The organism is Halobacteriovorax sp. DA5 (assembly GCF_002903145.1).
Taxonomy (GTDB): Bacteria; Bdellovibrionota; Bacteriovoracia; order Bacteriovoracales; family Bacteriovoracaceae; genus Halobacteriovorax_A.
On sequence record NZ_PPDJ01000001.1, the window covers coordinates 483640 to 506700 of the forward strand.

The 23061-nt window shown below is 36.2% G+C and carries 22 protein-coding genes; 7 read left to right on the forward strand and 15 right to left on the reverse strand.

Annotated elements, in window-relative coordinates:
* Positions 1 to 3 precede the first annotated feature (3 nt).
* The 5 genes from C0Z22_RS02425 to C0Z22_RS02445 all read right to left on the reverse strand — a co-directional run bounded on the left by C0Z22_RS02425 (position 4) and on the right by C0Z22_RS02445 (position 5310).
* The gene (locus C0Z22_RS02425; RefSeq protein ID WP_103216741.1) at positions 4 to 420 is read right to left on the reverse strand and encodes a hypothetical protein; all 417 of its coding nucleotides are present in this window, start codon (positions 418 to 420) and stop codon (positions 4 to 6) included.
* Between the two features lie 10 nt (positions 421 to 430).
* Complete coding sequence (locus C0Z22_RS02430; RefSeq protein WP_103216742.1) at positions 431 to 1132, reverse strand: 5'-methylthioadenosine nucleosidase; 702 nt, start codon at positions 1130 to 1132, stop codon at positions 431 to 433.
* 66 nt (positions 1133 to 1198) lie between these two features.
* Positions 1199 to 1960 carry a glutathione S-transferase C-terminal domain-containing protein gene (locus tag C0Z22_RS02435; RefSeq protein WP_103216743.1) on the reverse strand — a complete coding sequence of 254 codons (762 nt, stop codon included), beginning with the start codon at positions 1958 to 1960 and terminating at the stop codon, positions 1199 to 1201.
* 51 nt (positions 1961 to 2011) lie between these two features.
* Entirely contained in the window at positions 2012 to 4330 is a 2319-nt protein-coding gene (locus tag C0Z22_RS02440) for a fatty acid cis/trans isomerase (RefSeq protein ID WP_158246777.1), read from the reverse strand.
* A 77-nt stretch (positions 4331 to 4407) separates the two neighbouring features.
* Positions 4408 to 5310 carry a DMT family transporter gene (locus C0Z22_RS02445; RefSeq protein ID WP_103216745.1) on the reverse strand — a complete coding sequence of 301 codons (903 nt, stop codon included), beginning with the start codon at positions 5308 to 5310 and terminating at the stop codon, positions 4408 to 4410.
* Between the two features lie 167 nt (positions 5311 to 5477).
* Here C0Z22_RS02445 and C0Z22_RS02450 point away from each other — a divergent pair, with 167 nt between their 5' ends.
* Positions 5478 to 5843 (forward strand): c-type cytochrome, encoded by a 366-nt coding sequence (locus C0Z22_RS02450; RefSeq protein WP_158246778.1) that lies wholly within the window; start codon positions 5478 to 5480, stop codon positions 5841 to 5843.
* A 38-nt stretch (positions 5844 to 5881) separates the two neighbouring features.
* On the opposite strand, the gene C0Z22_RS02455 is transcribed toward C0Z22_RS02450, so the two are convergent.
* From C0Z22_RS02455 to C0Z22_RS02475, 5 genes are all read right to left on the reverse strand, one after another.
* A complete protein-coding gene (locus C0Z22_RS02455) occupies positions 5882 to 6472 on the reverse strand; it encodes a hypothetical protein (RefSeq protein WP_146037762.1) in 591 nt (196 codons plus the stop codon).
* 144 nt (positions 6473 to 6616) lie between these two features.
* Positions 6617 to 9658, reverse strand: a complete 3042-nt coding sequence (locus C0Z22_RS02460) for an efflux RND transporter permease subunit (protein ID WP_103216748.1) — start codon at positions 9656 to 9658, stop codon at positions 6617 to 6619.
* Positions 9659 to 9669: 11 nt separating this feature from the next.
* Positions 9670 to 10338: an efflux RND transporter periplasmic adaptor subunit gene (locus C0Z22_RS02465; RefSeq protein WP_103216749.1), complete on the reverse strand. Its 669-nt coding sequence runs from the start codon at positions 10336 to 10338 to the stop codon at positions 9670 to 9672.
* Between the two features lie 2 nt (positions 10339 to 10340).
* Positions 10341 to 11636 carry a TolC family protein gene (locus C0Z22_RS02470; RefSeq protein WP_103216750.1) on the reverse strand — a complete coding sequence of 432 codons (1296 nt, stop codon included), beginning with the start codon at positions 11634 to 11636 and terminating at the stop codon, positions 10341 to 10343.
* A gap of 57 nt (positions 11637 to 11693) precedes the next feature.
* On the reverse strand, positions 11694 to 12146 hold the full coding sequence (locus tag C0Z22_RS02475) for a MarR family winged helix-turn-helix transcriptional regulator (RefSeq protein ID WP_103216751.1): 453 nt from the start codon (positions 12144 to 12146) through the stop codon (positions 11694 to 11696).
* 108 nt (positions 12147 to 12254) lie between these two features.
* Between C0Z22_RS02475 and C0Z22_RS02480 the strand changes: the two genes are divergently transcribed.
* Complete coding sequence (locus tag C0Z22_RS02480; protein WP_103216752.1) at positions 12255 to 12776, forward strand: TetR/AcrR family transcriptional regulator; 522 nt, start codon at positions 12255 to 12257, stop codon at positions 12774 to 12776.
* A gap of 1 nt (position 12777) precedes the next feature.
* Here the strand turns inward: C0Z22_RS02480 and C0Z22_RS02485 are convergent, their stop codons facing one another.
* Entirely contained in the window at positions 12778 to 14052 is a 1275-nt protein-coding gene (locus tag C0Z22_RS02485) for an acetyl-CoA hydrolase/transferase family protein (RefSeq protein ID WP_103216753.1), read from the reverse strand.
* A 113-nt stretch (positions 14053 to 14165) separates the two neighbouring features.
* Here C0Z22_RS02485 and C0Z22_RS02490 point away from each other — a divergent pair, with 113 nt between their 5' ends.
* Positions 14166 to 15494 carry an MATE family efflux transporter gene (locus C0Z22_RS02490; RefSeq protein WP_103216754.1) on the forward strand — a complete coding sequence of 443 codons (1329 nt, stop codon included), beginning with the start codon at positions 14166 to 14168 and terminating at the stop codon, positions 15492 to 15494.
* Here C0Z22_RS02490 and C0Z22_RS02495 read toward each other — a convergent pair.
* Positions 15491 to 15874, reverse strand: coding sequence for a response regulator (locus C0Z22_RS02495; RefSeq protein ID WP_103216755.1), 384 nt, complete (start codon positions 15872 to 15874; stop codon positions 15491 to 15493). The two genes, C0Z22_RS02490 and C0Z22_RS02495, sit on opposite strands and share 4 nt — an antisense overlap.
* Positions 15875 to 16138: 264 nt before the next feature.
* Here C0Z22_RS02495 and C0Z22_RS02500 point away from each other — a divergent pair, with 264 nt between their 5' ends.
* On the forward strand, positions 16139 to 16558 hold the full coding sequence (locus C0Z22_RS02500; RefSeq protein ID WP_103216756.1) for a CBS domain-containing protein: 420 nt from the start codon (positions 16139 to 16141) through the stop codon (positions 16556 to 16558).
* On the opposite strand, the gene C0Z22_RS02505 is transcribed toward C0Z22_RS02500, so the two are convergent.
* Positions 16548 to 17252 (reverse strand): hypothetical protein, encoded by a 705-nt coding sequence (locus C0Z22_RS02505; protein ID WP_103216757.1) that lies wholly within the window; start codon positions 17250 to 17252, stop codon positions 16548 to 16550. The two genes, C0Z22_RS02500 and C0Z22_RS02505, sit on opposite strands and share 11 nt — an antisense overlap.
* Before the next feature lie 62 nt (positions 17253 to 17314).
* Between C0Z22_RS02505 and C0Z22_RS02510 the strand changes: the two genes are divergently transcribed.
* From C0Z22_RS02510 to C0Z22_RS02520, 3 genes are all read left to right on the forward strand, one after another.
* Positions 17315 to 17938: an FMN-binding negative transcriptional regulator gene (locus C0Z22_RS02510; RefSeq protein WP_103216758.1), complete on the forward strand. Its 624-nt coding sequence runs from the start codon at positions 17315 to 17317 to the stop codon at positions 17936 to 17938.
* Between the two features lie 306 nt (positions 17939 to 18244).
* Entirely contained in the window at positions 18245 to 19678 is a 1434-nt protein-coding gene (locus C0Z22_RS02515; RefSeq protein ID WP_103216759.1) for an MBL fold metallo-hydrolase RNA specificity domain-containing protein, read from the forward strand.
* A gap of 12 nt (positions 19679 to 19690) precedes the next feature.
* Positions 19691 to 21037, forward strand: coding sequence for an ATP-binding protein (locus tag C0Z22_RS02520; protein ID WP_103216760.1), 1347 nt, complete (start codon positions 19691 to 19693; stop codon positions 21035 to 21037).
* Here C0Z22_RS02520 and C0Z22_RS02525 read toward each other — a convergent pair.
* Positions 21034 to 22104: a hypothetical protein gene (locus C0Z22_RS02525; RefSeq protein ID WP_103216761.1), complete on the reverse strand. Its 1071-nt coding sequence runs from the start codon at positions 22102 to 22104 to the stop codon at positions 21034 to 21036. The genes C0Z22_RS02520 and C0Z22_RS02525 overlap by 4 nt on opposite strands.
* A gap of 410 nt (positions 22105 to 22514) precedes the next feature.
* Positions 22515 to 23051 (reverse strand): hypothetical protein, encoded by a 537-nt coding sequence (locus tag C0Z22_RS02530; RefSeq protein WP_103216762.1) that lies wholly within the window; start codon positions 23049 to 23051, stop codon positions 22515 to 22517.
* Positions 23052 to 23061 lie beyond the last annotated feature (10 nt).

The following is a 23061-nucleotide window of genomic DNA, read 5'->3' on the forward strand; positions in this document are numbered from 1 at the left end:
TTCCTAGTAATAACGTCCTGAAGAGTAAGTAGCATCAAACATACGAGCTTTACCGTAAACTTTTACGTTACCCTTAAGTCCTGCAAAGCCATAAATTTGAGCTTCGCCAAAAGCTTCAGCATTATCCCAAACTGACGCCTCATCATAAACTCTTGCATTCTCATACACGTGAGCATTACCCCAAACTTTAGCGTAGTCTGAAATAATTGCATTACCTGTGATTTTTGCAAATCCTGTTACTTGGGTCTTGTCACAAACTTGTGCATTCTCACCAATATAAACATTCTTTGATACATAAGCTGTATCAGCAACGAATCCACCTTGTGTTCCATCATTGTTGATCCAATATTCACCTTCTTGTCCTGCACATGGTGCAGCTAAAGCTGGAAGGATAAAAAGCATAGCAGCTAGTAATTTCATAAATCACTCCTTAGATTTTTTCGATTAGCTCAATTAATTTCTTACCTAAATTATCCGATGCTAATCTCAAATTGGCAAAGAACTCTTCCTCTGTTGGATGCTCTCCGTCAACAATGTCAGTAACTGACTTTAAAAAGAGTGTTGGAATACTGAATTGATCAACTACCCAGGCAATAGCTCCAGCTTCCATATCTTTAAGAACTGCTTGATTTGTTTCAATTAACTTTTCATCTTCAGCACTCATATCAAGAGAGTTTCCTGTTGAAATAATTGCTGTCTTTAGGTTTAGAAGCTTTCCATATTCTTGAGCAATAGGATGTGCTGTCTTATAGATTCCGTAGTTTTCATATCCTGGAATAGGAATTCTGCGATCATGAAAAACTGTTGTGTCGGCCGTGTAGACGTCTCCAACTTCTGCACCACGCTTTCTAAAGCCACCGGCAGTTCCCGCGTTGATAATCATTTCTGCACCAAGTTCTCTGATCGCAAGAAGAGTAGAGACAACCGCAGGAGACGTTCCTACGTTTTGCACTTTATGGTGCTTACATTCACCACTTATAATAACTGAAATCTTATGCCCGTGATATTCACATTGATATAATTTCATTGGTAGATTTGGGTCTAATTTTTTGTCTTGATCTGTGATAGCTAGTTTCTCTAAAAGCGGTGCTGCTTCCGAGTCCATGGCCATGATGATGGCAATATTTTTCATAATGTCTCCATTTAAAATCTTTTATCTAAGTTTAATAGAAAAAGAGCATAATTTGAAATATTGCAGCTAACTTTCTAGATGGGTTGGGTAGATATTATCTTTTGAACGTGTTTGGGCGGCCACTCGTTGGAGCCACCTGATGATACGGTGGTACTTCTGCTTAATTAGATCTGCAGGAGGTAGTCCAGTAATGAGAATACGATTCAGATGGCAATAGAGTAATATATCGATATACTTGATATCGTTGCCAAAAATAAAATTCTTCGTTCCCAGTATTTCGTTAATATAAGTAATCTGTGATTCAAAATAATCAAGTGCACATGCTTGATCTTTATGAAAGATTTCATACTCTGAGATACGCTTTACTATAATTTCTTTTACTGACGAAATAACATCTTCTGGTGATTCATCTATATCTTGAACATACTTGGCCTGCTTAGCGAATTTTTTCTTCATAGCGCTAAGCCCTTTTGTATCTTTGTATGAGAAGTAAACGATACTTGCCCATAATGAATTTATACACCAATCTTGTAAGAGCTGGGCCTGCATTGCTTCTTCATTGTTTAAAAGAAAAAGCTCAGATTCTCCACGCAAGTCTTTGAAGTAGTTGATACAATTTCTAATGCCTAAGTATTTCTTATCGCCATCAATAATAGCAGGAAGACTGCTCATCTTAGCTGGCACTCCCTGAATTTGAGAGTTCACATGGACTGTTTTTAACTTAAAGTCGATATTTAGAAATGAAAAAATTCTATTTATAGTTGCACAGTACGGGGAGAAGGATTCGACTTCATCGTTTCCTGCCCAAGAAATTAATACTTTATCCATGGCATAACTGTCGGAGAGTTACTTTAAAAAATTAACTAAATTTTGATGTCTTTAGCGATTTTCCAATCGATTTAAATCATAAAGACCAAATTCAATAAGATTTGTTTCAAAGGCTATCTCATGAATTTTATCTAGTGTTGGCCAAAATCTTTTATCACTTCTTCTCACACCATACTTATCAAGAAGCCTGCTATGAGCTGCCTGTGAAGTAGTATTCTTAATTGCATTTACAAAATTCGGTAGTTGAGATTTTTTAAGTTTAAAAATAGTATTCGGATAACTCCCTACAGTTCCTTTTGTTACAGTGAAGTTATCTTCTTCAGTAATTCTCTGACTTCCTTCTTTCAAGAGGTGAGAGATATTGTAGTGAGCATTGTTGTGAATTAACGTATATGTTTCATTAGTATCCTCAATCAAGATAAAAGATACTTGTGAAAAGAGATTTACAGCAGTCTTCTTCATCTCTTCGTTATTCATTAAGCTTTTGAGATTATCATCTTTAACTTCAAACCTCTTATTTAAAGCAGGAGCTAGTCTATTTTTTAATAGTTCAAATAGTTCACTCTTTGCGTCTCTAGTCTTATATGAAATTGCGGGCTCTTTCTTTATCCAAGCATAGCGTCCTACGATATGTTCTTTAACTCTACCAGAAGCTCTTTCGTACCATAGTTCTCTTTCTTTCAATCTTTGTTTTGAAGGTAGTAATGTTAGAAAGTTGAATTCACCTTCAAGTCTTAAAAAATCCATGTAAAGTCTAGTGTTGAGTTGATGAGATAAATTCCCATATACATCAAAGCCAGCAACCAGGAGGTAGTGAATTCTTTCTAAGAGTGGATAATCAATGACCCAAGCTGTTTTTGGATTTTGACCAACAAGTCCTTTCAAAACTGTCGCACTATCAAAATGTCTAAAAATAGTTAATGCTGCATTCTGATTGTTTCCATCGCCATTCCAAATAGAATTTAGATTTAGGATAGAGGAGTTTTGATCGATAAATTCTGACTTCTTTTTAAGATATTTTTCTTCTTCATTTTTATACTTGAACCATTGAACACCACCCACATTTGCAAACTGTGCAGGAAGACTCATGCGCTCTAGCTCATTTGTAAGTGGAAAATTATTGCGGTTTTTATAAAGCTTAGGGTTTACAAAGAAAGTCCAAAAGTGATCCTGAATTACATTAAGGGCAATTTGACCGCGGCAAACAGGACCTTTTATAAAGTTAGAAATCGTGTATTGAGACTCTTTAAGAAGAAACTCATAACGTGATTCAACAGGTAAATCTTTAAAAGTTAAAAATGGGTTTGCTGCTTCTAGGGCTCGGTAGCTAGGAAGTTCTTTTACCTGATACTTTGGTGTTATAAATAATTTCTTATACCAATTCATTCTCTCTTTATCAAAGAGGTAAGGCATATGCGTTTTATCGACAATTGTCTCTTTCTGTTTCACTAGTCGATAGTAGACTCTCTTAACCTTTGGATCATCAAATGGCCTTCGAGAGGCAATGACTTTGATTGGTTTTCCAGTTGGTGTTTTAGATCTTACTAATTTATAAAAATTCGTTTCATTTTTTTCACTAAAATATAGATTTGCTAGGTAAAGGTGCTCATAAAGGTAGCGCGCCATAAGTTGATGTTTTTTACTTTTCTTGTTTAAGAAAAGTTCCCAATCTTTTATTTTTTTTAGTTCTTCCCTTGAAAGGGGAGCTTCTTTGTTGAAGTTTGAGCCTTGGGCTATCCAAGTTGTAATTAGCTCACTCTCTTTATTTGTTAGTGCAGGAAGTCCATATGGCATACCTCCAAAAGGAGAAGACTTCGCGTAGTTTTCAAATTCGTCTTCTTTTGGACAAAAACGATCATTTTCTAGGCTGAAGTCTAAGCTTGTCGGAAGAATCTTTGTCTCCGGAAGAGGCACAACCTCTTTTAACTTTATCATCTTTGCTATGACGTTTTTATTAAGATTTTTATGTGAAACTGAGAAAAAACCTTTATCTCTCCACTGCTTAGTTGAGTTTGCATCGATATAAAGTCGGCTTGGCGAAGCAACGATTAAGCGCTCTCCCATATAGACCTTATCTTTAGAGGCTCCTCTTTCAACGGCTTCTCGGGAAGTTAGTTTTAGTTGGCAAGGTGAATCGTAGCAACTGTGACAAACAACACAGCGATTATCAAATATTGGTTTAATATCTTTGTTGAAATCAACTTTCTTCTTCCCATTCCAATGGTTTGCTTGTTGTTGGGAGAAGACAACACTATTATTTTCAATCTCTTTAATGGCCTTTTTAGTTGCCTCTTGGTGAATTTCTTTATCCTTTGGGACAAGGAGATCTGTCTCGTTATTATTTGAACAACTAATAAGAAAAATGCTCACTAGAGCAAGTAAAGAGATCACCTTCATTTAAACCATACCTAATTAAAATTATTTATGAAATGTTATAAAGATTGGCCTCAATTGTCATTTGATTTCGTTTTCTTTGGACGCGAAAGGTGAGTTCCTAGGTAAATACACGTTAAGAGAATTGCAGCTCCAATTATTTCAAGTGAAGAGAATGGCTCATTAAAAAGGAATATACTTAGAGTCTTAGCAATCACTGGTTGTAATAAAATAATAAGTCCTGAAACAGAAAGTGGGGCACTTTTAAGGCCATAGCTAATTAATGACCAGCCAATGACCTGACAAAGAATAGCAAGCCCAAATACAGAAGGCAGATGCTCAAGAGCTAGGCTTTTGTGGCCGTGCTCAAATTGAGCGGTAATAAAGAGAATCGCTCCAGTCACAAGAGAAGAGTAGGTGATAATCTCTAGTGCAGTGATTTTCGTCTTAAATGTCATAAGGGACGTTTTCTTAATTGAAGTTGTATAAAGTGAGTAGCACAACCCTGTTGTCAGACCAAAGAGTACTCCCCAAAAGAATTCCTCTGACTGATAGAATTGAACTTGGCCTTTTAGAATGAGAAATACTCCAAAGAAAGCAAAGAGAAATACTAGTAGCTTTTTGAGTGTTATTTTTTCTTTATAAAGGATAAGGCCAAAAACAAGTAAGTAGAAAACTTGGGTATTGCCTAAAATTGTAGACATGCCAGCACCAATTAAGTGAACTGATCGATGCCAAACAAATAAGTCCATAGCAAAGCAGAAACCTATGACGGCCGTCATAGTATAGAAGCGTTTGTCCTTGATATAATTTTTCTTAATAAGAAGTTGGTAAATAAGAAGAATTGAACCTGCAATTGAACAACGAAGAGCGCCAATCATGCTCGGAGAAAGGTCACCACTGAGATTTTTAACAAAAATAGGTGCTAATCCGATGCATATTGTTCCTAAAATTAGGCTTATGACACTTGTGTTCATTTTTACTCTCTTTTAAGTTTCTTTTGAGTTTCTTTAACTTGCCACTGTGTGCAAGAGAGTATAGCTCAACAAATGGCCCCAAGGGTATATTTTCTTTTAAATTTACTGACGATTTGACGATAATTGCATAAAGTATAGCTACGCTATAAATATAAAGGAGATATATTGTGAATTTATTCAAAATCACTGTTGTTGCCGCTCTACTAAGTGTAAGTGCTTACGCTGGAGATGCTGCTAAAGGTAAAGCAATTTACAAGAAAGTTAACTGTGCTCTTTGCCACAATGCTGATGGTATGGGGAAAGCTGCAGATGTTAGTAAAATTGCAATTGTTAAAGGTCCAAGAATTGCTGGTCTAGATGCTGCTTACGTTGCTGAGCAAGTTACTGCGATTCAATCAAAGAAGAGAAAAACTAAGAATACTTCTATGATGTGGACAAAGGTTCGTGGTCTTTCAGCTCAAGACATTAAAGATGTTGCGGCCTACGTAACGACTATGTCAAAAGATAAGTACAAAGGTATGAATCAAAAATAAGACAAATAGAAAGGGCCTCTTATGAGGCCCTTTTTTTATTATTTAATTTCAAAAAACACTCTAAAACCACCGTAATTCTGATCGTAAATTCCATTGAAGTCATTACCTGAAACTTCAATTAACCTTTTTAAACTGAAGTCTAGGCTAGTGATAACCTTTTCTCCATTTAAGTATTTCTCATACTTCTCTTTCGTTAAGAGGTCTTTAACGTTAAAGCTCGCAGTAATTTTAGAAAGGTCTTGGTTATCTATGATATCAACTTGTGAAAGTTTCTTATAAATACCATCTTGATAGAAAAGAATATTAGCACTCTTTGTTCTTACTTCCATTTCGATATTGCGAAATGTTTTATAAGTGAATAGATCAAAGATGTTCTTTTCTTTAAAGGCAAAGCTTTTATCTGTTTGACTACATTGGAGCATTTGAATGTTCAATGTCAGTTCAATATTATCTCCAATTTGCTTGGAACTATAATTTTTAACTTTATATGCTTGAAGCTTATTTCGATAGAGGTCCTTCTTCTCATTACAATTTGCCCTTGCACCGTCAGATACTTTAACGACACCCTGTGATGGCATAGCTTGGCAAATTCCTGAACATAGAACTGAGGTAAGGATTATTGATCTCATCTTTAATTCTCGCTTGTTGCTAAATAAAATAATGAACATTTATAGCACTTTTAAGGATGAGTTTGTTCAAGATGGGAAGATTTACAGGAGATGTCTTAAGTTTAGACGTAAAAAAGGCCTCTAATTAAGAGGCCTTTTTTCAAATTATGCATTTGATTTCAATAGCTTAGAGAGCCATTCTTTCACTCGATATAGCACTAAGTGAATCGTTGGAACGAGTGTGTATGTAAAGAAGATTGAACCTAGCATACCACCAATCAAAACTGCACCCATGGCCGACTTCATTTTGTCGATCATAAAGAGCTGTGGCATTGTACCAGCGATAATGGCAATAGAAGTCATTAGAATAGGCTTCAGTTTTTCCTCGGCCCCTAACCATAATGCTTCCTTAATCTCAACACCTTCATCAAGCTTTTGCTGAGTATATTCAATCATAAGAATGGCGTTGTTAACGGCAAGTCCTACAACCATTACAATGGCCATCATGGAACCAATATTAATCGTCTGCTCCGTGTAGAACATCATTAAAAAAGATCCTAGGAAAGATGTTAGAATCGCTGAACCAATTGACACTGGGAATACAAATGAGTTTAGGATCGCAACAAGTAGCATATAAGTTAAGATTACTGCTAGCATGAAGGCTTTTCCCATCTCTTGTTGAGATTCTTTCTGACTTTCTGCCTGGCCTGCAAACATGAACTTAGTCCCTTGTGGTAGCTCTGCCTTACTGAATTGCTGGCCCAGATCTCCCATGATGGCACCAACAACACCTTTTACAACAAAGGCTTTGATCTGAATGATTCTTTCTTTGTCACGTCTTTTAAGTGGCGAAGATGCTTCGACAACTTGAACCTTACCAAGGCTTGAGATTGGGATAAGTCCATCCTTTCCATGAATTAGAAATTTATCAAAGTCAGAGATATTTCTTTTAAATTCTGGCGCAAGAGTTACATTTATATCGTATTCTTCACCACCTTCTTTATAAACGGCATCATCATTACCATTTACAAGTGCACGGATTGTACCCCCAAGACGCGAGCTTGATAGGTTTTGACGAATTACTTTTTGAGGTTCAGAAATAAACTGAATCTCCATTTTTGGAATTCGGTAAGAGCTTTCAATTGAACTAAAGTATCCTGAGTCCTTCATGATCTTTTGCATTTTTTCTGATGCAATAATCATATTATCGAAATTATCTCCTGTGACGTTTATTGTAATATCACCATCATTACTAGCGTTTCGACTACCACCTGTTAGAGTAATTTCTGCTTCAGGAATATTAGATACCTTTGGAAGTAGATCATCCATGATTTCTTTATAGTCTCTTTTTCTCTTTGTTGCTGAAGTTAAGTTGACGGTAATACGTGATCTTTCTTCACCGTCATAACCAATATCTGAAAGAGTTGAAACAACCTCTGGGTACTTTCTTATAATCTCATCAACCTGTTGAGTGATCTGAGCTGTTTTTTCAATTGGTGAACCATCTGGCATAAGAATAAATGCCTTAAATTCATCACGGTCAGACTTTGGAAGGAACTCATTACCAACACGTTTTGCCGGATAAACAATTGTAAAGAAAAGCGCCATTAGGACAATAATTGAAGTAATAGGCCAATTCATAAATTTATCAAAGAACCAACGGTACTGTTTTGTTGCCCAAGCAAGTAAGCGATCGACAAGACCTGCGAGCTTAGGGAAAGGTCCTTTTAAAGTATCAGGGTCTTTTAGAAGTAAGGCACAAAGCATTGGTGTTAACGTAACAGATGCTAGGATCGAGAAGATCGTTGCAAATACAACAGTCATACCAAATTGAAGCATGAACTTACCAACGACACCACCCATGAAGGCCAGTGGAGTAAATACAACTAGGTTTGTTCCTGAAGAGGCCATTACTGCAAGTAATACTTCTTTCGTCCCATCAATGGCTGCCGACTGAGAGTCTTTTCCCATTTTTAGATGCTTGTAAACGTTTTCGATAATGATAAGAGCGTTTGCAATGAGGGTACCTAGACATGTACCGAATGCAAGAAGTGTCATAACGTTAATTGAAAACGATGACATATCCATAAGGAAAAGTGTTGAGATAATTGAAGTCGGAATTACGATACTTGCAATAAGGGCACCACGCCAGTCTCCCAGGAATGTTAAAAGAATCGCAATTGTTAAACCAATACCAATGAAGATCGAGTTAATTGTACCTTTTGTATCATCTAGTGTAATTCGAGTTGTATCAACGACTAGTTCAAGTTGCATCCCATCAGGTAGCTCACTTTGTACTTTCTCAAGAGAGCTTTTTAAGTTCTCAACGATCTTAATAGCATCACCATCAGAAAGCTTTAGTACTGATAGACCGACTACTTCCTTTTCATTGAAGCGTGCCATCGTTTCAACTTCTTTAAAGCTATCTGAAACATTTCCAATTTCTTGAAGCTTAAAAACTTGTCCCTCTCGGGAAACAACTTCTAGATTTCTGATCTCGTCAACGTTGGCAAACTCCCCAACGAAGCGAACACTAATCTTAGAGTCTGTCGTATTTATTGATCCACCTGGGATATTTAGGTTTTTTCTAGAGATGGCCGCAAGAACATCCTCAATTGACAGATAATTTTGAATAAGAAGGTTATTATCTAACTCAATATTGATCTCTCTTTCTCGTCCACCAAAAATGTCAACAGAGGCAACACCATTGATAGATGATAGGCGAGACTTAAGTTTTTTATCAGCATACTCATATACTTGAGTCAGGTCATGCTTTGTACTTGAAAGAGCAAGAGTTGCAATTGGCTGAATTAATGGGTCAAACTTTGCAATGATTGGACGATCTGCTCCATCTGGAAAATCGTTTAAGATTGCTTCAACCTTATCTTTTACTTCAATTGATTTGATATTAGCGTCTGCTTCAATATCAAACTCAATGATAACAATACCAAAACTGTCACGTGCATCTGATTTGATTTTCTTAATTTGAGAGACTTCTGAAATTTCGTCCTCAATCTTCTTTAAGATTTGTGATTCGATTTCTTCAGGTGATGCACCAGCATAGACCGTCTGTACTGTAATAAGTGGAAGCTCAACCTTAGGTGTCGGTTCAATAATTAAGTTACCAATTGAAACCAGTCCCATTACCATAAAGATGGCAATAAAGATGATTGTTGTGGCAGGGCGTTTAACAAATATTTCGATCATCTTCTAACTCCTTAATCCTGATCCACTAGTGCTTTGATGATATTTACTTTTTCGCCATCATTAAGATAACGTTGATCACTTAGCACAATAGTGTCTCCTTCAGTTAGTCCGCTTTTCACAACATAGAAGTCTTCGTTACTATCACTTACTTCAATATTGCGTTTTGTAACGATATTCTTATCATTAACGATGAATACGTTATGCGAACCACCTCTTTCTGAAACAGCTTCTCTTTTAATCGTTAAAGCATTTTCTAATTTGTGTGTTTCGATATTCATAATATAGAGATTTGTTGGAATCTTTTTATTTGCAAAAGATACAACGATTTTATGCAGGCCCGAAAGATAATCAGCTTTGGCATCAACCGAAACTACATTTCCGTATACTTTCTTATCTTTTACGCGAATACTAACAAGTGCTCCTGGCTTTATTAGATTTGCCACTTTTGGTGCAACTGATGCATGAATTCTTGGACCAATATTACTACCTGTTACAATGACAAAGTTTGAGAAGGCCCTTCTCGTAACCTTTGTTGTATTAACTGGAGTTCCTGAAACAGCACGAATTGTATACATAGTCGCAGTTTCTTTACCTTTCTTTCTTTGTAGGTCTAAATCTTTAACAAATAAGCTACCTGCGTAAACAAGACCAACTATTAAAACGAAGATTATTTGCTTCATAATTATTTATCTCCCTTTCCTGTAGTCGTAAGAAGTCGATCCATCTCAGCACGAGTTACCTTTAGTTGTAATTTCGTTTGAGCAAGATTTAGACGGTGTTGAGTTAGTTGAATTTCACTATCATTGAGCTGAAGTTGTGATACTCCACCAGACTTAAAAGAGCTAAGAGCTACTTTATAAGATGAAGAGGCCAGTTTTACAGCTTCAGCTTCCGCATCAAATCTTTCTTGAAGGCCATCGTAGTCTTGTTCAAGTTTTAAGTATTGAGTTCTAATTTCTCTTCTTAGTTGATTAAACTTCAAGCGCGCGATATTCGCATCACTTCTTTTTATAGCTACTTCTGAGTTCTTACTTCCTCCAAGATCCCAGTCAAACGTAAACTGTAAACCAAATGAAATATCATTTTGGTTATGTGAGATATCTCCTGAGAATGGTTTATCAACTCGATAAGTAAGAGGAGAGTAGGCAACAAATAATCCAAGGTCGGGAAGACGTTGGCTCTTGGCAAGCTCAACAGAGAAGTCTGATAGTTGAATGCTTTCTTTAAGAATCTTTACATCAACTGTTTCATCAAGCTTTTGTAAGTTTGAGGGTATCGTTGCAATTTTATCTTTAGCATTAAAGTTATCAGCAACTACCTTTACGTCATCTTCTGGCTGTAGGGCCAGAAAGTTTTTGATGTCTAAGATTGCATTTTTAAGGTTTTTCTTTGCAATAATCCAATTTGGTTTTCTACTGGCAAGGTCAGCTTGCATTTTGATATTATCATTTCGTGAGATACGTCCGTAAGAAACACGTTCTTCAAGCGCATTTTTATTTTTAACAGCATTTTTATATGAGTCTTCAGTTATTCGTACAAGCTCTTGGTTGAATAAAACTCTGTAGTATAATTGTCTTGCAGCATTCTCAACTTCAGCCTTTGTTACAACTGTTCTCAACTTTCCGATCTTATTTGCAGATTCTGCAATATCGACACCACTAGAGATCTTTCCAAAAGTGTATAAAGGTTGTGTGAGCTGAACTCTTGCATTGTGATTCCAATCATAACCGTGAGGCATGATATTACCTTTACCATCATTTTTCGTTAAGCCTGCAGATATTGAAAGGACTGGAAATAGATTAGATGTTGCACTACTTAGTGTTTCCTTGGCCTGTTCTAATTCTTGTCTTGCAATACCAACATTTTCATTTCTTTTGACTGCAAGTTCAACTACTGATTGTTCGTTTAAACTGTATTGAGCAGCGCTTACGCTACTAGCAAGTCCAAACAAGACAATATAAGTCTTGATCCTTCTCATGAGTGTGGTTCTCCTGTATATTCTGTCTCTTTAGATTCTCTTTAAGATTTTTTTATTTTATCTTTTTGACTGATAAAACTCTTCAATCATTCCCAACTGACATAAAAGTTTACTTTTCTCATCTTGAGAAAATCTTGAAACTAGTTCATGCCCCATGCTGAAGTAGCGAGGAAGTACTTTATTGATTAATTCAAGGCCCTCTTCAGTAAGTGTAATTTTCTTTGACCTAGTATCGTTTTCGTCAATGGCCTTCTTGACTAGATTGGCCGCTTCAAGTCTTTTAACGATTCCCGTGATATTGGCCTTCGATACTAGAAGCTCTTCTGCTAACTCTGTAGTCGTAACTGATTCTTGATCTGTTAAGTGTAGGATGACAAGGACATCAAATTGAGGCTTTGTAAGTTTAAAATGCGAAACTTCTTCAGAGATCATTTTATCGAGGATTCGAGTTGTGCGAATCATGCGTCCGATAATACTTTCCTGTACATATTCACTCTTTATTATTGACATTGTTACTCCAAATTTGTTAATGTGTTAACTATATAGTTAACATGTTAACTAAGTTGAATCAAGAATTTTATTCAAATTGACGGTAAGTTAACAAAAGGTAGTAGCTAGATGAATAAGACTAAACAGAATTTGATTGATGTTGCGATTCCTTTAATGGCAAAAAATGGTGTCTACGGCGTAAGCTTAAGAGATATAGCAAAGAAGGCCGAGATTAATGTCTCTTCAGTTCTTTATCATTTTGGTTCAAAAGAAGAATTTATTACGACATGTGGTGAACACTGTATCAACTTACTCGCTGAGCAGATTAAAGAAATTTCAAAACATACCTTTGATACTGTTGATGAGCTAAACCAAGTGATCAATCAAGGTGTTGAACAGGGTAAGGAAGCTATCGCAATTTGTGTCATGCTTCTTGTTATCGACTCACCTGGCTTTAGAGAAATTTATGAAAATTATGTCTCGGATGCATATGTATCTGTTCATGGACAAGAGAATCCATTCTTATTAAATCTTAGATCATTTATTTCTTATATGATCTTTAAGAGAGTTGATCTAAAAGTAGCAAAAGAAAAATATGAGGGGAGTGGTATGGTAGAATTATTATGCCAATCCCCAGTGAGTGCACTGTAGATTATTTTCTACAGTGCGTTTCATGCCACATCTTTTCAAGATTCTCACGATCATCAGGATGAGCAATTCTAATCAACTCTTGTGCTCTTTGATTAAGACTCTTTCCGTATAAATCAGCAATACCATACTCTGTAACAACATAGTGCATATGTGATCGAGTTGTTACGACACCTGCTCCTGACCTTAATGTTGGAACAATCTTGGGGTAACCTTTAGCACTTCGTGAGTTGATAACAATAATAGGCTTACCCCCTTCAGAAAGTGAGGCGCCTCTCATAAAGTCCATCTGGCCACCAACTCCAGAGATAATACGATGGCCGATTGAGTCTGCACAGACCTGTCCTGTAAGATCAATCTCAACGGCACTATTGATCGCACATACTTTTGGGTTTCTTCTAATGATACTTGGGTTATTTACATAGTCCGCTTCAAGTTGAATAACGCTTGGGTTGTCATTGATAAAATCATGTACATCTTTGCCTCCAACAATAAAGGCACTAACTGTTTTTCCACGGTGAACATTTTTGCATGAATTATTTACGGCGCCACTCTTAATTAAATCAAGAGCCCCGTTTGACCACATCTCTGTATGAATCCCTAGGTTCTTGTGATTCTTTAAACTAGCCAGAACTGCATCAGGAATTGATCCAATTCCCATTTGAAGAGTTGAGCCATCTTCAATAAGAGATGAAGTGAGCTGTCCTATCTTTAAATCCTCTTCACTCAAGCAAACTTCTTGATGGCCGACAATTTCGTGATCAATTTCAATCGCATAATCAATATCATTAATATGAATAAAGCCATCACCATGAACACGAGGCATATGTGGATTAATTTGAGCAATAACAACTTTTGCACTACTTACTGCAGCCTTTGCAACATCAACAGATGTACCTAGAGTGCAGTGCCCATGTTGATCTGGAGGACTGACGTGAATAAGTGCAAAGTCTAGAGGAATTCTACCGCTTCGAAATAAGTTTGGAATTTCAGATAGAAAGCATGGAAGATAATCAACTCTTTGGTAGTCGATATGTTTTCTCACATTTCCGCCAACAAAGAGATTGAGAATTTTAAAGTTTTCACAATATTCTTCATTTGCATATTTCGCATCACCGTGAGTATGTAGGTGAGTAAGTGTGACATCTTTTAATTTATGAGCATTTTCAAGTAACCCGTCAATTAGGGCCTGTGGCGTAGAATCACCACCATGAATAAAAATATTTGAATTAGAATATACTATCGATAAAGCTTCCGCTGCATTTGAAACAATTTTCACAAGCACTCCTTTGTGTTCATATTTTACGAAGATTTGGCCGAGATTTAAAGTATATTTGGTTACAATTTTTATATGCCATCTATTAAAAAATTAAGGTATAACCTCTAACTATTATGGTAGTTGCAACAACGAGTAAGAGACTCAAAGAACTTATTTATTTTACTATTCCACTTGTTATTGGCCAGGTTGGGCAGATGCTTTTTAACGTCGGTGATATTTTTGTTGCCGGACGCTATTCAACATCAGCAGTAGCATCTATTGGTGTTGCAGCAGGTATGTTATCTCCTTTTATAATGATTGGGATCTCAACGTTATTTTCTGTCAGTGCAGTTACGGCAAGAATGCGTGGAGCTGATACGAATCCACACGAGAATGGCGTATGGGGAAGTGGAATGACTTTAGCACTTCTTTTAGGAAGTGTTATTTGTACGGCCCTTTATATCTTTACTTACTTTGTTGACTATATCGGTTTGAATAAAGAGATCGTACCTCTTGTTAAGACTTATCTTTATTGGGTAAATATCTCGATTATTCCTGCACTTATTTTTCAAATGATTAAGGAATATCTTCAAGCTTTTGATAAAACAATTTTTGCCAATGCTCTTATCATTTTTATGAATGTCGTTAACCTCATTATGAACTACTGTTTAATGTTTGGGATTGGACCTATTCCTGAAATGGGAATAAAAGGTGCGGCAATTGCAACTGTTGTAACTCGCTTTATTCTAGCTTTAATTATTTATGTTTATGCTTATCGAGTACTTCCAATTGAAACGCATTTTAGTAAGAAGTCTTTTAAGGAATTGATAAAACTTGGAATACCAGTTGGTCTTGGAACTTTTATTGAAGTATTAATGTTCTCAACTGTTACTGTCTTAGTTGGACGCATGAGTCTTGTTGCATCAGCGTCTCACAACATTGTTCTAACAATTGCGGGACTAACTTTTATGGTTCCTCTTGCCATCAATGGCGCGGCAGGGGTTAAGGTCGGCTACGCTCTTGGTAGAAAAGATATGGAGATGATTAAGAATTATGCCTATGGGTGTATCTTTATGGCCGTATCTTATATGGTCATAACGGCAATATGCTATTTCTTCTTTCATGAATTCTTAATGGGACTCTTCACGACTGATCAGGCCGTTGTTCTTTATGGATCAGGACTATTCTTATATGTTGCTTTATTTCAAATACCAGATGGACTACAAGTCGCAATGTGGGGAGTCTTAAGAGGGCTTGGTATGAGTAAGCAACCAATGCTCTATTCGTTTTGCGGTTATTGGCTAATTGCAATTCCTGTTGGGATTTATTTAAGCTATCAACACGGAATGGAAGCAGCTGGTTTATGGGCGGGACTTGCAATAGGACTTACTATCGTTTCAATGATTCTCTCGCTTTTATTTAAAAAGAGAATTGGTGAACTTTCTAAGGAATGGGGCGTTTAGGATTCTGATTGCTGCTTTAGTTTTTCTTCAATATAGAGAATGACTTTGTCGAAGTCGAACGGCTTCGTCATAAGATCAACAGCACCTAGCTCCTTTGCTCTTTGTGCATTTAATTCGTCAATGAAGCCTGTAATAATTAAAACTGGAGGTGTTGGAGCATTAAGCTTTCCAATTTCTTCCAAAAGTTTTAGGCCATCCATTTTTGGCATTTTTAGATCAGTGATGACAAAGTCGACAGGATTATGTTTTGCATAGTCTAGGGCCAACTCACCATTTTTGACACCTATGGTTTCATAACCAAATGACTCAAAGGTTTCCACGTAGATATCATTTAATGTCGGTTCATCTTCGGCGACCAAGACCCTCTTCTTAGCTAACATATAAAAATTGTATTTAATCTTTCTACCTAAGGCAAACGTATAAATAAAAACTGTGTTTTAAATCACGTAATACAGTTATTCTAGATAGTTACGTGAGTTAACCAAGGGCCAATTTTTTTGATTTTAATGCCCATTTTTTGCCAAAATTGACGAGAACTCTCTTGAGGTTAAGGCAAAAATTAAGATTTTTTTTCGTAAAAACTGACACTTGTCAGTTACCAATTAGTCCATTGTGCTAATCTAAATTTAATTTAGGAGGCATGTATGAAGCATATATCAGTCGAAGAATTTACTACTCCCGCAGTTCACGTTGTTGATCAAAATGCCAGTATCGATATCGCTTTTAAGATTATGAAAGATAATGGAATTAGGCATCTTCCTGTAAGTGACGGGAATCAAATTGTGGGAATCATTTCAGAAAGAGATGTTATGTCAATTTATGGAAAGAGCTGGTGTGATGGAGTTTTAGTTAAAGACTTCATGAATGAATCTGTTCTTGCTGTTAACAAGGACGATAGCTTAGGTGAAGTAGCTTATCAGCTATCAAGTAATAAAGTTGGCTCAGCAATTGTACTTAATAATAGAAATCGTGTGTACGGTATTTTTACTGTTACAGATGCACTAAATGCTTTAGTCGAAGTTTTTGTCGATGACGCTTATAAGAGAAGTGATCTTAGAAATTAATTTCATCCTTCTTGAAGAGAACCGGACATACCGGTGACTCTGAAGCTAAGTGTAGTGGGAGTGGAAAGCCTGAAAAGAAGTACTTTCCAGCAGGCACGTCGTCTAGTTTTAAATTTTCAAAAATGGCAGCTTGCTTAAAAAGTGTATTATGAATCGGCCTATTTCTGCTCCCTGGACAAAAGTCAGAAGACTTCCAAGAAGTACCATACATATCAAAGTTAGGGTTTTGTAATAAGTAGTCAGCACTTTCTTGTGAAAGTGTTAAGACGTAATTAGGGTCGTGCAGTTGTGATTTGTTTATTGGCATTTCTTCGACTGACAAAATCAACTTGCATGGAATCTCATCTCCAAGCTCGGACTTAAGCTCACTTAGTGAGACTTCCCAATGGTAAATACCATCAAGGCCTTCTACAGGTTTCCAGTTTTTTCCTTTTAGTTTTACGACAACTACTGGCCCAAAAAATGAATTTATTTGCTTCTTAAAATAGTCATCGACGCTCATCCCATTTTTCATAGTGTGAGATTGTGCTTCCATATGAGTGAGACTATGTGGTTTTAAAGTATGAGCATCATAATTTACTGGAGGACCTTTTGGATCATTCATCGAGTAAATATTCTCTCGCTTATAGCCTTGACCTTCAAACCACATTCCAGGCATTGATTCTGTAATAATTGGACTTAGGATATAAGGCATTTTAACTCCGGTGTTTATTGAGTTATCATTGTAGCATTAATAAATGAATTAGAGGTAGTAGAATGCATATACCAAAGCTATTCAAGCAGGAAGATAGGACCGAGTTAATAAAGCAGATGAAGGAGACGACATTTGCGAATCTGATATCAAACGGAACTGAAGGGATTGAGGTTAATCATCTTCCACTTTGCGTTGTCGAAGAAGAGGGGAAGCTATTCTTATTTGGACATATTGCAAGAGCAAATTCTCTTTGGAAATCGACACTTGATAACAGTGAGGTTGTAACTACCTTCAATGGCCCTCATTGTTACATTTCTCCTAATCATTACCCAACTAAGAAAGAGACTGGTAAAGCTGTTCCAACATGGAACTATATTGTTGTTCATGCTCGTGGAAAAATTTCATTTATTGAAGATAAGGAGTGGATTCTTAATTCGATTGAGATGCTTACTAATGAACAGGAAGAAGGAGGCCACAATCCTTGGAAGGTTGAAGATGCTCCTCGTGATTATACACAAAAGCTTCTGGCCGCAATTATTGGAATTAAAATTGAAGTAACCTCTCTTGAAGGGCAGTGGAAACTTAGCCAAAACCAACCAGTTGAAAATAGACAAGGAGTGATCTCTGCTCTTAGTTCCTCAGATGATCCTTATCAAAGAGAAGTCGCTCAAAGAATGAAATTATAAATCTATCGTGGTGTGATGATATAAAAAAAGGTCAGTATTAAACTGACCCTTTTGTTGATAGATTAATTTTTTTGGCATTTCTCATATAATTCTCCTTGAGTTGATTTCCTATGAATTAAGTATATGTCTCAAAAAGAATTTTTAAGTTTGTTTCGAGTCTAATTTCTGCAAAGTGATTGTGAGTTTTTTGTTAGTCGTATTGAATACTCAACTATGATAACCTTTCTTTTATCAATATTAAACATTCTTAACTATTAAAACGTCGATAGGTAGTACACGAAATTTAATTATAAAAAGGATGTATCGATGAGAATTACTTTTCTTGGAGCAGCTGGTGGTGTTACTGGATCTAAAACTTTGTTAAAAGTTGGGAAGGATTATAAAGAGCAGTATCTTGTTGACTATGGACTCTATCAAGGGGCCAAGGAAAATCGTGAACGCAATTGGATGTCGTATCATGGTGCCAGTAAGCTAAGTGCAGTTTTTTTAACACATGCACATATTGATCATTCCGGCCTTTTACCTCGTCTATATCGGGATGGTTTTCGAGGTAAGGTTTATTGTACAAGGGAAACATTTAGGCTTTGTCAGATCTTATTAATGGATTCGGCCCGTATTCATGAAGAAGATGCTAAATATGCAAATCGAAAAAAAATTTCAAGACACAAGCCGGCCCTTCCTTTATATACAACGCAGGAAGCTCAAGCTGTTCTTGAACACTTTGAAGTTGTGGATTTCGAACAAGAGCTGACAGTTTCTAAAAATATTGCAATTACTTTTTTCTGGGCCGGCCATATTCTTGGAGCAAGCTTTATTCGAGTCCGCTATAGAGCAGCTACTGGTGAAGTGAAAACAATCGTTTTTTCTGGAGATGTTGGGCATAAGAGAAATATCCTTTTAAACGAACCTCAAGTTATCTGTGAAACTGATTATCTTGTTTTAGAGTCTACATATGGAGATAGGCTACATGCCCGTATTCCTGCAAAAGAAGTTTTAGGAATGTATCTAAATACAATTTTAAAGCGCGGTGGAGTTGCGGTTATACCCGCATTCTCAGTTGGTCGTACACAAGATATTCTCTATCTTATTAAAGAATTGATGAATGAAGAGGCCATCCCTAGTGTAGCTGTTCATTTAGATAGCCCACTTTCTAAGAAAGCTAACCGTATATTTAATGATTGTTTTCGAAAGGGTCATGTCAAAGATAATGTAACAGAGGATATCGATATTTATCCTGATACATTTGAAGAAATCGAAGATGTTGAAGATTCAAAGGCCCTTATGGAAAAGTCTGGACCTCGTATTATCGTTAGTGCTTCAGGGATGATTGATGGTGGGAGAGTTGTGTATCATGTAATGAAGCATATTGTGGATGAAGATAGTGGAATAATTTTAGTTGGCTTCCAACCTGAAGGAACGAAAGGTCGTATTCTAATTGATGGTGAAAAAGAACTCCATATGCATAAACAGAGACTTCCAGTTCGAGCTAGTATATTTTATATCGATTCATTATCTGCGCATGGTGATTACTTAGATCTTATCGGATGGCTAAATGAATCACGTATTTCACCTAAGCTTGTTATTTTAAATCATGGTGAAGAAAAGGCATCAAGTCATTTTAAAACTCTTCTCGAATCTCAGTTAAGTCTTAGGACAACGATTGCAACCTTAGGGGAGGAATTTGATTTAGAGAATATTTATGATAATCAAACAAAGGTCGCAAGTAAGTTAGCAGCGTGAGGTAAGAGGTTAATGAAGATTGATTATGAAAGAGGAATTACATATAAGTATCTTATTGCTTTCGTATCGATTGTCTTATTCACTATAATTGCTCAAGCTTTAATGCAATTTCTCATTCTTCAACAGGAAAGTTACTCCCAGGTTATTAACTTAGCTGGTCGCCAACGTATGCTAAGTCAAAGACTTGCTAAGCAGTCTTTAATTTATTCTTTTAATACTAGTGTTGAGCCAAGGAGTGAAGTAAGTAAAGAGATCCTTGTCACAAAAGAATTACTGTTTTCTACTCATGAGGATTTGAAAAATGGTAGTGAAGATAAGGGAATAGCTCCTGCATTTTCGCCAAATATTAAGCAGCAGTATGCAGATCTCGATCCCATTTTAAGTAGTATTGATAGGAATATTAACTGTATCGTAAACTTGTGTGAGAATCAAAAGAAAAGCCTTGAAGAGATTGTCAAAGATACAGATTTATTTTTAAAAAATATGAATAAGATAGTTTTTGAGTCTGCAGATTATTCTAAAACGAAAATATTAAATTTAAGTAAAATAGAGCTGCTTTTATTCTCATTAATCATTCTTCTATTAATTTACGAATTTTTTAAAATTCTTATTCCTATTAAAAGAAAGCTTGTTAGTCAATTAAAAGAACTACAACAAAAAGATCAAGTGATTACTCACAGTTCAAAGCTTGCGGCCATTGGGGAACTAGCCGCTGGTGTTGGCCATGAGATTAATGGGCCACTAACAATTATAAAGGGATACCTTGCCCGACTAAAAAAAGAGAACTTCAAATCTAATGAGCATGAAGATTATATCGTAAAGTCATTAGAGAAAATAGAATCGTCAGCAACACAGATTGAAAATATTGTTAAAGGATTAAGGAATTTTTCTCGCAAGGATGGACAAGGATTAGTTTTATTTGATCTATCTGCAGTCTTAAATGACTGTATCCTTATGATTGAAGAGATATATGAACACTATGGGATTAGCGTGTCATTTGAAAATTCTTTAGGTGAGTTACAGGTGAAAGGAAGTCCTGGAAAGATACAACAAGTTGTGATGAATTTACTTACCAATGCTAGAGATGCTCTTGAGCAGAGTGAGGTAAAGCAGATCAAAGTAACTCTCACTAGTCGTGACGATAAGGCCGTTATTGAAGTTTCTGATAGTGGTGCAGGGATTAGTGAAGAGAATAAACGAAAAATTTTTGAACCATACTTTACAACTAAGGAGTATGGAAAAGGAAGTGGATTAGGTTTATCTCTATCTCATAATTTCATCAAGGAGCATGGTGGTTCAATTACCATTGATTCAGATCCTGGGGGGGGAACAACTTTTAGAATTGAAATTCCTCTTTAATCACAAAGTGGGGATAAGATCGTTCTAAGTTGGCTACCATTTAACTCGGCCTGATATGGTGAGTAACCACTTGGTCCATCACCCATAATATTCTTATCATCTAAAATGATTTTTCGATCAGGACATCTTCTATCTTTATATGCATCAGCTAATCCCAAATTATGGGCGAGTTCATGGATATAAAGCTTACATCTTTTTTGATCATTAATATTTGCAACGTTTGCAAATTTATGAGTTGCCCATTCTTTGGCCGTAGGCCTTTTGTGTTCCTTAGAGATGGTAATCGTGTGATCGCATTTGAATCGATCCATGATGCCAGTCTCTTCTTTTAAATCGACATTAAGCTTTAGCCCGTGTCTTGCGTAAAAATCTTTCACACAAGGCATTGAGTTTCTTACAAGTGCCATTGATTCTTCTTTGTCTTTCTCATTACCGTCAAACTTTAGGTAGAGTGAGACATCGACATTGACAAGGCCTTCTTTAATGTAGGTTTTATACTTTGTCTTTGTTCCAACATACTTAAAGAGGTCGCTATTTTTATCACAAAGTGATTGCGATTTATAATCGACCTCGACTACCGAGTCTTCATGTCGATTTTCCAGACAGCTTTTAATATAAGTGCTCTTATTAGCATAGTATGAGATTCTTCTTTCGCTGCTACCATACTTTAAATTCCACCCTTCAAATTCTCGATCAGTTGAAAAGTAGAGGAGTTCATTATTTAGGCAAAGATTCTTATCCTTCACAGCATTTATATTTTTAAGTTCACCCGTTACTGATCTAACGACGAGCTTACTTTCTAATGCCTGAAACTCTTCTTTTAATGGCCTTAATCTTTCTATAATATCTTTATTCTCTTTTTGTAGTCTTGCTATTTCTGCTGCCGTTTCTTGGGGTTTGAGCATGCGATGATAGAGAGTGTTCTTCTTTGATACCTTTTCTTGATTCTTATTAAACTGAGAATGAAGTCGATTAATTTCTAACTCTAATTCGTAATAGGTATCGAGATCACCTGCATGAGTAGGTAAGGAGACGGCAAATATAAGAAGGCTTATAAAATAGAACATGTTTTCTTTTCGGTATAAAAGTAAAAAAAATTACTTTTAAATATGTAATGGGAAGTTACTAAGATTCTGATATTACATGCTTTTTGTCTTGGGGAGCTAATAAAAAAGCCAGTAAACTGGCCTTTTCAATAACTATTTTAATGGGTAAATTTCTTGTCCTTTTGCTTCCACACAGGCAAATAGTTAGGCATGCTCAGTACTATCCTTATTCTTTTCTTCTAGATCGTAGTACTTATTCAAGAGATTGAAATAATCTAGCCTGAAACTTGCTAAGTTTTGTTCACTCAGATTTAATGATCCATGGGTAAATGAGAATAAAAGTACTGTGAATGGGTACTATTTTTTTATGTTTTAATATGTGTTGTTGAATTAGGCCGAAAAGGAGCTCTTCTCGGCCAATCGATATATCCTTAAAGTTTGATTCTAGTGCTATCAATCATAACTGCAACATAGAAGTCACGATTGAAGAAGTATGGAACATCAGTAGGGTAATCAATACCAGCTTCTGCTTTCACAATTTTTACAACTTCAGATACATTAATAACTTCACCGCTTGTTAGCTTCCATAATAGGTTGTCATTAACATCAAAAGTAAGTCTAACAGGGTAGCGAAATTTACTTTCTAATACTAGGACTCTTTGAAATTTCGTCCAATATGGTGCTTGGATATCTGTCGGATAATCTGTACCTGCTTCTGCGCGAACTAACTCGGCATGGTCAGTATAAACTGGAATTCTAACTCCATTATAAAGTGATAGAACGTAATCGTATTGAGGAGCCGGTGCATCAGTTGGAAAGTCGATACCTGCTACAGAGTTATCAATATGCATTGTGCTTATCGCTGGGTGGGCCATTGGGCCAGCACTAACGATAGGGCCTGCAAATATTGGGTTAATTAGATGTAATGCCATTAAGATAAAAGCGATGATTTCAATTTTTAGTTTCATATAAGTACTC